11 protein-coding genes are annotated in these 12,075 nt (G+C 65.4%); 4 read left to right on the top strand and 7 right to left on the bottom strand.

What is annotated here, in order from left to right:
• Positions 1-8: 8 nt before the first annotated feature.
• On the bottom strand, positions 9-1,148 hold the full coding sequence (locus QQL28_RS28640) for a CaiB/BaiF CoA transferase family protein (protein WP_284270864.1): 1,140 nt from the start codon (positions 1,146-1,148) through the stop codon (positions 9-11).
• A 194-nt stretch (positions 1,149-1,342) separates the two neighbouring features.
• Here QQL28_RS28640 and glgA point away from each other — a divergent pair, with 194 nt between their 5' ends.
• Positions 1,343-2,758, top strand: coding sequence for a glycogen synthase GlgA (glgA, locus tag QQL28_RS28635; RefSeq protein WP_284270862.1), 1,416 nt, complete (start codon positions 1,343-1,345; stop codon positions 2,756-2,758).
• Positions 2,759-2,889: 131 nt separating this feature from the next.
• Here the strand turns inward: glgA and QQL28_RS28630 are convergent, their stop codons facing one another.
• Together QQL28_RS28630 and QQL28_RS28625 are read right to left on the bottom strand one after the other, a co-directional pair.
• Positions 2,890-3,840 (bottom strand): oxygenase MpaB family protein, encoded by a 951-nt coding sequence (locus tag QQL28_RS28630; RefSeq protein ID WP_284270905.1) that lies wholly within the window; start codon positions 3,838-3,840, stop codon positions 2,890-2,892.
• A 94-nt stretch (positions 3,841-3,934) separates the two neighbouring features.
• Positions 3,935-5,077, bottom strand: coding sequence for a patatin-like phospholipase family protein (locus QQL28_RS28625; protein ID WP_284270861.1), 1,143 nt, complete (start codon positions 5,075-5,077; stop codon positions 3,935-3,937).
• 203 nt (positions 5,078-5,280) lie between these two features.
• On the opposite strand from QQL28_RS28625, the gene QQL28_RS28620 reads away from it, so the two are divergent.
• Complete coding sequence (locus QQL28_RS28620) at positions 5,281-6,168, top strand: LysR family transcriptional regulator (protein ID WP_284270860.1); 888 nt, start codon at positions 5,281-5,283, stop codon at positions 6,166-6,168.
• A 175-nt stretch (positions 6,169-6,343) separates the two neighbouring features.
• Here QQL28_RS28620 and QQL28_RS28615 read toward each other — a convergent pair whose 3' ends face one another.
• Entirely contained in the window at positions 6,344-7,060 is a 717-nt protein-coding gene (locus QQL28_RS28615) for a peroxiredoxin-like family protein (RefSeq protein ID WP_284270859.1), read from the bottom strand.
• Positions 7,061-7,322: 262 nt separating this feature from the next.
• On the opposite strand from QQL28_RS28615, the gene QQL28_RS28610 reads away from it, so the two are divergent.
• Together QQL28_RS28610 and QQL28_RS28605 are read left to right on the top strand one after the other, a co-directional pair.
• Entirely contained in the window at positions 7,323-7,805 is a 483-nt protein-coding gene (locus tag QQL28_RS28610; protein WP_284270858.1) for a cupin domain-containing protein, read from the top strand.
• Between the two features lie 80 nt (positions 7,806-7,885).
• On the top strand, positions 7,886-9,094 hold the full coding sequence (locus QQL28_RS28605; protein ID WP_284270857.1) for an MFS transporter: 1,209 nt from the start codon (positions 7,886-7,888) through the stop codon (positions 9,092-9,094).
• Between the two features lie 99 nt (positions 9,095-9,193).
• Here the strand turns inward: QQL28_RS28605 and ccoS are convergent, their stop codons facing one another.
• Genes ccoS through QQL28_RS28590 form a run of 3 tightly spaced genes read right to left on the bottom strand, consistent with a single transcriptional unit; the run spans position 9,194 to position 12,074 of the window.
• On the bottom strand, positions 9,194-9,376 hold the full coding sequence (gene ccoS / locus QQL28_RS28600; RefSeq protein ID WP_284270856.1) for a cbb3-type cytochrome oxidase assembly protein CcoS: 183 nt from the start codon (positions 9,374-9,376) through the stop codon (positions 9,194-9,196).
• Positions 9,364-11,568 (bottom strand): cation-translocating P-type ATPase, encoded by a 2,205-nt coding sequence (locus QQL28_RS28595; protein WP_284270855.1) that lies wholly within the window; start codon positions 11,566-11,568, stop codon positions 9,364-9,366. Before QQL28_RS28595 ends, ccoS begins: the two co-directional genes overlap by 13 nt.
• A gap of 11 nt (positions 11,569-11,579) precedes the next feature.
• Positions 11,580-12,074 carry a FixH family protein gene (locus tag QQL28_RS28590; protein ID WP_284270854.1) on the bottom strand — a complete coding sequence of 165 codons (495 nt, stop codon included), beginning with the start codon at positions 12,072-12,074 and terminating at the stop codon, positions 11,580-11,582.
• Position 12,075: the final 1 nt, after the last annotated feature.

Here is a 12,075-nt window from a genome sequence, read left to right as displayed (position 1 = left end):
AGACCTGTCTACTCGAGCAGCTCACGCGTATGCTCGCCGAGCGCTGCGATGTGCTTGCCGGGCGTCGTGTCCGCACCCGACATCCGGAACGGCAGATTAAGCACCTGGAACGAGCCGCCCTCGTCCTCCACGTCCGACAGCGCCTGACGATGGGCAAGCTGCGGATCGCGCAATGCTTCGGCGACGGTGCGATAGGCCGAGGCCGGCACGCCCTCGGCGCCGAGCGCGGCGAGACATTGCTCGGTCGTGATCTGCCGCGACCAGGCTTCGACACCGTCCATCAAGTCGGCCCAGTTGTCGCGCCGCACGCCATAGGCTGCGAAGCGCGCATCCGAAACCCAGTCCGGGCGGCCGATCACCTTCATCAGGCCCTGGAAGGTCTTCTCGCTCGCGACGGTGATCATGACGTAGCCGTCGGCCGTCTCGGTCGGACCGAACATCGGACGCGGCGGCGGCTTCACCTCGAATTGCGAGCTCTGCAGCTCGATCACCGTGAGCGTGAGCATCGACTCCAGCATGGAGACGTCGATGTGCTGGCCAAGGCCCGTGACAGTGCGCTGGTAAAGCGCCGACGCAATCGCGCCAAAGCCGTAGGTCCCGGTGACGACGTCGGCATGATAGATGCCGCAATAATCGGGGCGGTTGCGACCGGGCTGATAGGCAAGATGCGCCATGTCGTAGCCGGAGGCGGCATGGATCACCGGCGCATAGGCCGGCAACTCCGCCGACGGGCCGGTCTGCCCGTAGCCCGAGATGGAGCAATAGATCAGCCTCGGATTGAACGGGCGTAGCGTGTCGTAATCGAGCCGCAGGCGGCGCATCACGCCGGGACGGAAATTCTCGACCAGGACGTCGGCGGTGGCGACGAGGCGTCGCACCGCCTCTTTGCCGTCCTCCGACTTCAGGTCGAGCACCATGCTCTTCTTGCCGACATTGAGCTGGCCGAACACGGTGCTGCAGCCGTTGCGCACCGGCGGGCGCGTCCGCATCGTCTCGCCGCCGTCGGTCTCGATCTTGATGACCTCGGCGCCCATGTCGGCAAGCATCCGCGCGCAATGGGGACCGGCGATGGTGGTCGAAAAATCCAGCACACGCAGGCCGGCGAAGGCCTTTGTCGTCGTCCCCTCATGCTGATCTGCTAGCTGCATCCCTGAACCTTGTCCTTGCCCTTCCCCGGAACCACGCGCGTTCTTGCTTGTTGTTGCGCCGACCCTAGATGGCGGCAGCCTGGTAGGAAAGTCTTTACCCGAACAGCAGCTTCCCGGGGCGGGCTTGGAATTCCGAGGGCAACTGGACCCGATCTTGCATAGCAGCAAACGGGCTCGGCAGAGGGCGGCTGTTCTTGAGGGTCTTATTCGTCACGACAGAGATGGACGATTTTGTCCGCGTCGGCGGACTTGGCGCCGTTTCTGCTGCCCTGCCGAGAGCGCTCCGCCCCTTCGCCGATATCCGGATCATGCTGCCCGGCTATCGCGACATCATCGAACAACTCACGCATATTCAGATCGTTGGCCGCTGTCCGGCGTTCGCGGAGATGCCGGCCTGCACGCTTGGCCGGGCCGCGACGCGCGACGGCCTGCCAGTCTATGTGCTGCTCTGCTCGCAGCTCTACGACCGCCCCGGCAATCCCTATGGCGACGAAAGCGGGCACGACTGGCCGGACAACGACATTCGCTTTGCGCGCTTCGCCTCGGCAGCCGCTGAGCTCGCGACGGGCAATTTGGACAAGAATTGGGCAGCAGACCTGATCCATGCCAATGACTGGCAGGCTTCGCTCGTGCCGGCCTACCTCGCCTGGCGCGGCTCGAAGCTGCCGTCGATCCTGACCATCCACAATCTCGCCTATCAGGGCCTCTTCCCGAAAGACGCGCTGCGGCGGATCGGCGCACCCGAGAGCTCCTTCCACATCGACGGCGTCGAGTTCTACAACAAGCTGTCCTTCCTGAAGGCCGGCCTCGTCTACGCCTCGCATCTGACCACCGTGAGCGCGACCTATGCGCGGGAGATCACCACGTCGGAATTCGGCTGCGGCCTGGAGGGCCTCTTGCGCGCCCGCTCCGACGCGGCCGAGCTCACCGGCATCCTGAACGGAATCGATGAGAGCTGGGACCCCCGCTATTGCGCGCAGCTCGCGCAGCAATTCGGCGCCGGCGATTGGGTCGGCAAGAAGGCCAATGCAGACTACGTGCGCAAGCAGTTCGGACTCGCGGTGTCGCGCGGGCCGATGTTCGGCATCGTCGCGCGGCTGGTGCATCAAAAGGGCATCGACCTCGTGCTGTCGGCGGCCGACGAGATCATCGAGGCCGGCGGACAGATCGTCGTCACCGGCTCCGGCGAGCCGGCGCTCGAGCAGGCGCTGATCGACGCCCATCGCAGGCGGCCCGATGCGATCGGCGTCGCCATCGGCTTCAACGACGCGCAGGCGCGGCGCATCTTTGCCGGCAGCGATTTCACCCTGATGCCCTCGCGCTTCGAGCCCTGCGGGCTCAGCCAGATGTACGCCCAGCGCTTCGGCTCGCTGCCGATCGGCCACCAGACCGGCGGGCTTGCCGAAACCATCACCGATGGCGAGACCGGCTTCCTGTTCACGCAGCCGTCCTACGAATCCTTCCTCGGCGGGGTTCGCCGGGCCTTCACGACGTTCATGGCCCAGGAGCGTCTCGACTCCATGCGCCGCACTGCGATGTCACGGTCTTTCAGCTGGAACATTTCCGCCGCCTGCTACAGCGCGCTCTATCGGAAGATCGCGTCGGCGTAAGGAGGTGGCACGGCCTCCGCATATTTCGTCATTGCGAGCGCAGCGAAGCAATCCAGAATCTTTCCGCGGCGACAGTCTGGATTGCTTCGCTGCGCTCGCAATGACGGTGTTTGTGGCACCGGCAGAGAACTTCAACCCCTGCCACGCTCATCCATTTGCGGCCGGCCGATCCAGGCCCGGTTGAGACAGCGCGTCATCCAGTCGGGTTGCGGCTCGCCGCGCAATCGCGCCTGGGCTTCCTGATATGGACCGACATAGCGCAGGCGATCGGGCAAGCGGGGATAGACGCGCCGTATCCACCTCAGCGCGTTATCCGCGGCCCTTTGGTCCCGTTCGTCGAGAGCGAGACCAAAGCCTATGCGCAATCGCTCCGGCAACATCCTCGCCGTCAGCGCCCGATACCATCGCGGCGGCCGCAACCACGGACGTCCCCCGCTCAGGATCTGGGTGGCGACGTCGCGCGCCGCCGCACTGACCGAGAGCGTGTCCGACTGAACCATCGCCTCGGTGTAGGCCGCAAAGGCGGCCCAGTCCGCCGGAAGGTCGGACGGCGTCAACCCGAACAAGGCGCCAAAGAGCCGGCTCTCAGCCCAGTACTGCTCGCGTTCTTCGACCGAGAATGGCGGCAGAATCAGATCGTGAACGATGAGAGCGGTATCGACCAGCGTTGCGTGGACCCAGCGCAGCGCCGCAATGTCGTTGGCGCAATAGGGCGAGCCCGCCGCGAAGGGACCGGCAGGTTCGGGCATGCGGCCCACAATCATCGTGTGACGCCGGTGGAGCTGTCGGGCCGAAGCCAGCGCCCGGTCGAGCGAGCCGAACACCATGGCAAACACGATGTCGAAGGTGCGATGGAATCGACCGATCGGATCGGCAAAGGTCCGGGAATGCTCGGCGATGGCGGCGGCGACCCAGGGGTGGGCGAGCTGGAGCAGCAGCGCACGGCCAGCGCCCAGAAAGACGATGGCCTCCCGATCGATTTTCCAGGTCAGAGACTCCGGACCGAATATGCCTTCGACCCGTCCATCGGCTTGGGCCCTGACGAGCTCAAGTGTCGTTTCCAGATCTTTCGCGGAGACCAATTGCAAACCTTTCGACAGCACGGCTACCGCAAGATAGACCAACCCTGCGGTACCGCGAAGTCGTCACGCGAGGTGCGTCGGCTGCAATGACGGGTTACTCCGCCGCCATCGGCATCTCCTCCATGTGCTCGTGCAACACCACGCCCGAGAGCGGGTCGAACTCGCCGATCCACGGCGCGCGTGCCAGCACCGATCGCGTATGGAGATAGCCTGCGTCCCAGCGCCGCATAATGCCGGATGGGCTGAAATCGATGTCCTTGGTGTGGGTCTCGCGGTCGAGCTGCGGCGCAAGCAGCCGCACCACGTGCATCCGCGTCGGACAACCATAGCTCGTGAGCTCTCGCACCGCAGGATCGTTGCGCTCGCTTTCGGGCATCCGCGCGGCGAGCTGGTTGATGACGTGGCGCAGGCGGTGCGCCTGCTGCTGCCGCGCGATCTGGCTTGCGATCCGGCTGGAATATTGCACGTCCTTGTGGCGGTTCAGCACCTCCGCCATCGTGGTCGGCTCCGCGCCGACCGGATTCCATAGGTGCACTGCGAAGATCAGCGAATTCTTGCGCGGATTGTCGTCGAACACGGCTTCGGTCGGCGTGTTCGAGAGGATGCCGCCGTCCCAATAGAGCTCGCCGTCGATGCGCACGGCCGGAAAGGCCGGAGGCAGCGCGCCCGACGCCATGACGTGCTTCACCGTCAGCTCGCCGTCGCGGCTGTCGAAATAGCGCATCTGGCTGGTGCGAACATGCGCGGCTCCGACCGTGAGGCGCGGCGTGCAGCGGTTGACGAGCTTGAAATCGACGAGCTCGGTGAGCGTCTTCTCCAGCGGCGCGGTCGAGTAGAAGCCGGCGTGATCCGCACCGAGCGGGAAGGAATCGCCGGCATGCGCCAGCGGATTGGGCCGGAAGAAACCGGGTATGCCGTTGGTGACCGTCGACCAATAGGCGAGCTTCTCGTTGAAGCCGGGAAAGGCGTTGCGCAGGTTCCAGACCGGATTCTGCTCCATCCGCTTCCAGAATTCCTTCAGCCGCGGCAACCGGTCCTGCGGCGCATTGCCGGCGATCAGGCTGGCGTTGATTGCGCCGATCGATGTGCCGATGATCCAGTCCGGCTCGATCCCGGCCTCGTGCAGCGCCTGGTAGACGCCGGCCTGATAGGAGCCGAGCGCTCCGCCGCCCTGGAGCACCAGCACGACCTGACCCGGCAGGCCTTTTGACCCGGTGCACTGCGTGATCCTCTGCATGTGCCGTCTCCTGTCGAGCTTGCCCCGTACGAATATTCGTCAGGCGTACCGCGTTGTTACGCCCTGCCGTTTTGAGGGAGGGCCGGCAAGAACGGAAATGCCGGTTGGCTTCCGAAACCATACCCGCGCGCTATCGCGGGCGAGATGTCATTCCCCACGCCGATAGGATAGATTTCAAACCGATCTTGCCGGGGAGCCGATCCATGGAGATGCACCAGGTCCGCTATTTCCTCGCGGTGGCGCAAACGTTGAACTTCACGCGCGCGGCCGACGAGTGCAACGTGACGCAGCCTTCGCTGACCCGCGCCATCAAGCAGCTCGAAGCCGAGCTCGGCGGCGATCTGTTCCGGCGCGAACGGCCGGCGGCACAACTGACCGAACTCGGCCAGCGCATGCATCCGCTATTGAAGCAGTGCTACGAGGCCGCGGCCGGCGCACGCTCGCTCGCCTCCTCCTTCAAGAGCGGCGAGATCGGCGCGTTGCGCGTCGCGCTGGCGCATTCGATCGATCTGGCGCTGCTCATCCCGCATCTCAACCAGATCAAGCGGCAGTTCAACCGGCTCGAATTCCGCTTCCTGCGGGGCTCGAGCCGTGAGGTCGGCGAATTCCTCAAGAAAGGAGAGGCCGAGCTCGGCATCGCCGCCGAGATCGACGAAGCCTGGGAGCGGCTCGACGTCTGGCCGCTGTTCACCGAGAATTTCGAGCTCGTGATCGGCAAGGGCCACCCGCTCGCCGAGCGCAGCACGATCGAATTCGACGATCTACGCTCCGAGCAGCTGCTCAGCCGGAGCTATTGCGAGCACGCAACGCGCATCTCGGCAAACCTGCGCGAGCATGGCGTCGATGTCGACCACAGCCACGAGATTTCGAGCGAGCGCGACCTGATCGAGCTGGTCGAGGCCGATATCGGCGTCGCCATGGTGCCGCACACCTCGCCGGTGCCTGACAGCCTGAAGCGGACGTCCGTGGCCGGGCTCGATGCCCGCCGCACCGTCAACCTCTACGGCGTGGCCGGCCGCCAGCGCACGGCAGTCGCCTCCGCCGTGATGCGCATGCTGCGCGGCGCCGACTGGCGGGACATTGCGGGGTAGCTCTACGGACGCAAAGGAGGTGTCTGCGCTCCCTCGCCCCGCTTGCGGGGAGAGGGTTGGGGTGAGGGGGAGTCTCCACGGGGAGGTAACAGTTGGACTCGCGGAAAGTCCCCCTCACCCGGATTGCACCTTCGATGCAATCCGACCTCTCCCCGCAAGCGGGGCGAGGTGAAGTTCAGCGCTCCCAGCTCGCGCCTTCGAGCGCCGCGAGCAAATCGTCGATCTCCATACGCCTGCGGAAGTCGGGATCGACGAAGCGCGCCTTGACCATGCTGTCGCGGCCGACCACGAAGACCGCTGGAATCGGCAGCACCCAGCCATCGTTGCCGTGGAACTTGGCCATGTCCTGATAGGACAGCAGCTGCTGGATCTCGGTACCGAGCCAGATCACCAGATTGAGCGAGAGCGCGTAGCCATTGTCGAGATCGGTGAGCACCGGGAACGGCGCACCGGACTCGGCCTTGAACTTCTCCGAATATTCCTGCGTCTCCGGCATGATCGCGACGATCTGGGCGCCCATCGCCGTGATGCGGTCATGCGCCTCGGTCACCGCACGCACATTCAGCCGGCAGTATGGACACCAATGGCCGCGGAAAAACATCACGGCCGTCGGACCGCGTTCCAGTAACGAAGGCAGCGCGATCAGCTTGCCATTCTCGTCGGGCAGCATGAACGGCGGCATCGCCTCACCCGGGCGCGGCGCGTTTTCGCCGCCGCCGTTTTCGGAAAGCCGCACGACCAAACGATCGACCGCCGCACCATAGGCCGGAAAGATCTCGCGGCCGGCATCTGCATAGGCCCTGAGCTGCTCGTTCAGCGTGCCCTCCATGTCGCGGCAGCGCTGGAAGGCGAGCCTGAGCCGCTCGGCATCGGCTGGTGAGAGGGACGTCATGTTCCGCTCCGGCGTTTGAAATCGAATATTAGGTTCGTCGCGGGGCCACCTGCAAGGGGAGCGCTGGACCGGCTGACATCGAACGCCGAACCGCACCGAAGCGGAAATGCCGATCCCCAATCGCTTCGATAGCCGCCGCCTATCGATAGCGCGGGGCTATCGCGTCCAGAGCGAGACGGCATTTCATCAAACATGTGGCTTCGAGGAAGGTGATGCCATAGCCGGCCATCAACCAGGCCCTGGTCAACAGAGGAGACTTTCCATGTTCACGCATCTCACCTCGTCGCGCGCAGTCTGGGCGGGCCTTGCGCTTGCCGGCGCACTCGCGGTCTCGGCCCAGCCGGTGTTCGCCGGCGAATGCCCGGCCGACAAGATCAAGCCGAATGCACGCCAGATGGTCGACTACAAGCCGGTCGGCGTCACTGACGTCACGCTCGGATCGATCGATCTCGAAAAGCAGCCCGCCCATATCGAAGGCCGCGAGCTGCGTTTCCGCAAGCTGACCATTGAGCCCGGCGGCATCGTGCCCTGGCACAGCCATGACGACCGCCCTGCCCTGATCTTCGTGCAGCAGGGTGAGATCGTCGAATACGCCTCCAATTGCATTGACCCGATCGTGCACAAGGCGGGCGATCTCCGTCCTGAAGTCTACGGGACCTCGCACTGGTGGAAGAACCTCGGCAAGGAGACCGTCATCCTCTATGTCGGCGACGTCCGCAGGGACCCGAAGGACCACAACATGTAACGAGCGCCCAGTCATTCCGGGGCGGCCCGAAGCGCCGAACCCGGAATGACGACCGGACCCAGTTCAGGAGACATCGTGTCATGACCGATCTGTCTGCACGCATGAAGCCGGCTGCAATGGAGATGAGCCAGCATTCGCGCGGCGCAGTGCTGCGCTCCATCACCATCGGCCTGACTGCGTTCCTCACCGTGGTCGATCTGTTCGCCACACAAGCGATCCTCCCCTCGCTGACACGGCACTACGGCGTGACGCCAGCGGCGATGGGCTTTGCTGTGAATGCCAGCACTTTCGGCATGGCAATCGCGAGCCTCATCGTCGGCTTCTTCAGCCCGCGCATCGATCGTCGGCTTGGCATCCTATTGAGCCTGACCCTGCTCGCCGTCCCCACCAGTCTGCTCGCGTGGGCGCCCAACCTTGCGGTCTTCACCGGCCTGCGCATTATCCAAGGCCTCTGCATGGCCTCGGCTTTCGCGCTGACGCTCGCCTATCTCGGCGAGCAGTGCAGCGCAATGGACGCTGGTGGTGCGTTCGCCGCCTACATTACCGGTAATGTCGCAAGCAACCTGATTGGCCGGCTGCTTTCTGCGGCGGTCGCCGACGGCTTTGGCCTTGCCTGGAATTTTTATTTCTTCGCAGCGCTGAACCTCACGGGCGCGGCGCTGGTCTATTTCACCATCCAGCACGTCCCGCCGATGCCAGCCATGACGCTGACAGACTCTCCGCTTGCGGCCATGATCTCGCATTGGCGCAATCCGCGGCTGCGCGCGGCCTATGGAATCGGCTTCTGCATCCTGTTCGCCTTCATCGGCACGTTCACTTTCGTCAACTTCGTGCTGGTGCGGCCACCGCTGTCGCTGGGCATGATGGACCTCGGCTTCGTCTACCTGGTCTTCCTGCCGTCGGTCGTCACCACCCTGTTCGCCGGCCGGGCCGTGGCGCGCGTCGGAACGCGGCCGACGATCTGGGCGGCGCTCGGCGTTGCCGCGCTCGGCCTGCCCTTGATGCTGGCTGCGCAGCTGGCCAGCGTATTGGCCGGCATGGTTCTTGTTGGCGTTGGCACCTTCTTCGCCCAGGCGGCCGCGACCGGCTTCGTTGGACGGGCGGCAACAGAGAACCGCGGTGTCGCCAGCGGGACATATCTGGCCTGCTATTTCAGCGGCGGCCTCGTCGGCACGGCGGTGCTTGGCCGTCTGTTCGATACCCAGGGGTGGACGGCCTGCGTCATCGGCGTCGGAGCAGCGCTGGCAGTTGCCGCACTCCTGACGCTTGCGTTCAGAAGCGATGCCTAAAGCGCGATGAAATCAGGATGAATCGTCATCGCGCTTTAGGTTTTTGTTTTGAGCATGATCTTTTCGGAAAACCGCTCCACACTTTTTCCGGATCATGCCCTAGCGCTTCACCTGCGCCAGGTCAGACTGCGTCTCCTGCGGCGGATCGTCATCGGCGATCGCGCGCCAGGCCGCACCGTCGAGATCGTCATACTGGCCGCTTTTGAGTGACCAGAGGAAGGCGACGAGGCCGGCAAGTCCAAGCCCCAGCGCCAGAGGAACGAGGATGATCAGGACTTCCATGATGTGATCCCCCGCGAGGTGCTGCGCGCGCGCAGCGCGTTCAGCATGACCAGGATCGACGATCCGCTCATCGCGGCGGCCGCGATCAACGGCGTCACGATGCCGCTGATGGCGATCGGCACCGCCAGGATGTTGTAGCCGATCGCGAGCCAGAGATTCTGCCGCATCAGGTGCAGCGCCTTGCGCGCGTAGTCGACGGCGGTCACGACCGGCGCCAGCGGCTTGCCGAGGAAGACGAGGTCCGCGGTCGCCTGGCTGAGATGCGCGGCCGAGATCGGCGACATCGAGACGTGGGCGGCCGCAAGCGAGGGCGCATCGTTCATGCCGTCGCCGACCATCAGCACGCGCGTGCCGCGCCGTTTCAGCTCCTCGATCCGTGCGATCTTGTCGGCCGGCGTGACGCCGGCGCGCCACTCGGGAATCCCGAGCGCATTGGCCGCCGCCTTGACCGCCGGCTCGCGGTCGCCTGAGAGGATCTCGAGGCCGACATTGCGCGGCTTCAGCGCCGCGATCACCGTCACCGCATCCGGACGGAGGGCCTGCCGCACCGTGAAGACGATTTTTTCGGCTCCCCTGCTGAAGGCCACGACGGAGGCTTCCGGGTCGAGATCGGCGCCGCCCCGCACGAGCTCCTCGGCGCCGCAGAAGGACGGACGGCCGAGACGGATCTCGACGCCGTCGACGCACGCGCGCACGCCCTGCCCGGCCTCCTCGACCGCGCCAACGATCGGCGACTTGGCGCGGGCGGCCTGCGCCACCGCGGCCGCCACGGGATGATGGCTCGACAGTGCGAGCTGCCCGGCGAGCCCCAGGATTTCGGCAGGGATCGCTGCCGCGTTGACTACATCGAGATCAGGCAGCGTCAACGTGCCGGTCTTGTCGAAGATGATGTGATCGGCTTCCGCCAACCGCTCGATCGCATCGCCGGCATTCAGCAGCACGCCGGATTTGAACATCGCGCCCGAGGCCACCGTCTGCACCGTCGGGATCGCAAGTCCGAGCGCGCAGGGACAGGTGATGATCAGCACGGCGACGCCGGTGACGATGGCATCGTGCCAGCCCGCGCCGGCGAGCACCCAGCCGAGGACGGTGAGGAACGCGGTGGCATGCACCACCGGCGCATAGAGACGCGAGGCGCGATCGGCGAGCCGCCGATAGCGCGAGCGCGCCTCGAGCGCGTTGTCGAGCAGACGCGTGATCTCCGCAAGCAGCGTCGCCTCCGACGCCGCAGAGACCCGCACCCGCAAAGTGCCGGAGATATTCATCGAGCCGGCGTAGACCGGCGTGCCCCTGTCCGCGGTGACGTAGAGCGTCTCGCCGGTGATCAGGCTCTGGTCGATCTCGGAACGGCCCTCGATCACGGTGCCGTCGACCGCGCAGCGTTCGCCCGGCCGCAGCAGCACGATGTCGCCCGGATTGATCGCGGCGACCGGTACCTGCGAGATTTCGTCGGGCCCGACGAACTTCGTCGCGGTCTCGGCCTTCAGCGCGGCGAGGTTGCCGGCGACCGCACGCGTTCGGCGGCGCATGTTCTGGTCGAGGACGCGGCCGACCAGGAGAAAGGTCAGCAGCATGATCGCGGCATCGAAATAGGCGTGCTCGGCGTGGTTGATGGTCTCGACCACGGACATGCCGAGCGCGAGGGTTACCCCGATCGAGATCGGAACGTCCATGTTGGTGGTCTTCGCCGCGAGCGCGCGCCAGGCCGAGCGGAAGAACGGCTGGCCGGCATAGGCCGCTGCCGGCAGCGCGATCAGTGCCGACAGCCAGTGGAAGAAATCGCGCTGCTCGGGCAACATGTCGCTGACATTGCCGGACCACACCGGGATCGACAGCATCATCACGTTCATAGTGGCGAAGGCCGCAACGCCGAGGCAGCGCAGCAGGAAGCGCGACTCCGCGACCTCGGTCGCCTCCGCGCTTGCGGTCTCGTAAGGGTAGGCCTTGTAGCCGAGCTCTTCGAGCCGATCGATGAAGCGCGCGGGATCGAGGGTGCCCTCCTTCCATTCCAGCGCGACGCGGCGGTCGGTGAGATTCACCCGCGCCAGCGTCACGTCGGGAATGGCGGACAGACCACGCTCGATCTTCGCCATGCAGCCGGCGCAGTGCACGCCCTCGACCGCGAGATCGATGTGCTGGAGGCCCTCACCCGCGGCACGAACATAATGGGAGAAGTCGCGCGAGACCTGCATGACGAATTCCTTCAGTTCAGGATCACGCGATTGCGCGACATGAACATGCGCTCACCGCGCGCATCGCCCTCGAGCACGAGATCCCACTGACCGGGCGCCACGGCCGACGCGTTGCCGCCATAGACGCCGATGCCGATCTCGGCGAATTCGACGGCAAGGTCAGCGCGCTTGTCAGTCGGCCGCTCCAGGCGGCCTGCGAATTTCAGGCCGGTAATCGGCCGGCCGGCGGCATCGCGTGCCTCGATCCGCACCGTCGCACCACCATCGGCGCTGCGCTGGATCTTCGCGTCGACCTGCCATTTCCGGGCCGCCTGCCCGCGCGCTGCGGCGATCTCCTTCTCGTAGGTGAGACCGGCGGCATAGGGACTGTCGACGTCGGTGCCGGGAAGCGTCGCGATCGCAAGCTTCATCATGGTGACGTTGACGCCGATCACGACGCCGAAGAACGCGACCAGGATGATGAAGACCTTGGGGCCGGTCAGTGGCTTCGGTGCGGCGGATGCCATG

The organism is Bradyrhizobium iriomotense (assembly GCF_030160715.1).
In the GTDB taxonomy this organism is placed as follows: domain Bacteria; phylum Pseudomonadota; class Alphaproteobacteria; order Rhizobiales; family Xanthobacteraceae; genus Bradyrhizobium; species Bradyrhizobium iriomotense.
The sequence above is the reverse complement of the archived record's forward strand: the minus strand, read 5'-3'. Positions and strand labels throughout refer to the sequence as shown.

What these genes read in the sequence shown, in the direction of transcription:
- ccoS (WP_284270856.1), bottom strand. Translation starts at nt 9,376, where the DNA reads ATGGAAGTCCTGATCATCCTCGTTCCTCTGGCGCTGGGGCTTGGACTT.
- QQL28_RS28615 (WP_284270859.1), bottom strand. Translation starts at nt 7,060, where the DNA reads ATGACGTCCCTCTCACCAGCCGATGCCGAGCGGCTCAGGCTCGCCTTC.
- QQL28_RS28595 (WP_284270855.1), bottom strand. Translation starts at nt 11,568, where the DNA reads ATGCAGGTCTCGCGCGACTTCTCCCATTATGTTCGTGCCGCGGGTGAG.
- QQL28_RS28590 (WP_284270854.1), bottom strand. Translation starts at nt 12,074, where the DNA reads ATGGCATCCGCCGCACCGAAGCCACTGACCGGCCCCAAGGTCTTCATC.
- QQL28_RS28605 (WP_284270857.1), top strand. Translation starts at nt 7,886, where the DNA reads ATGACCGATCTGTCTGCACGCATGAAGCCGGCTGCAATGGAGATGAGC.
- QQL28_RS28620 (WP_284270860.1), top strand. Translation starts at nt 5,281, where the DNA reads ATGGAGATGCACCAGGTCCGCTATTTCCTCGCGGTGGCGCAAACGTTG.
- QQL28_RS28640 (WP_284270864.1), bottom strand. Translation starts at nt 1,148, where the DNA reads ATGCAGCTAGCAGATCAGCATGAGGGGACGACGACAAAGGCCTTCGCC.
- QQL28_RS28625 (WP_284270861.1), bottom strand. Translation starts at nt 5,077, where the DNA reads ATGCAGAGGATCACGCAGTGCACCGGGTCAAAAGGCCTGCCGGGTCAG.
- QQL28_RS28610 (WP_284270858.1), top strand. Translation starts at nt 7,323, where the DNA reads ATGTTCACGCATCTCACCTCGTCGCGCGCAGTCTGGGCGGGCCTTGCG.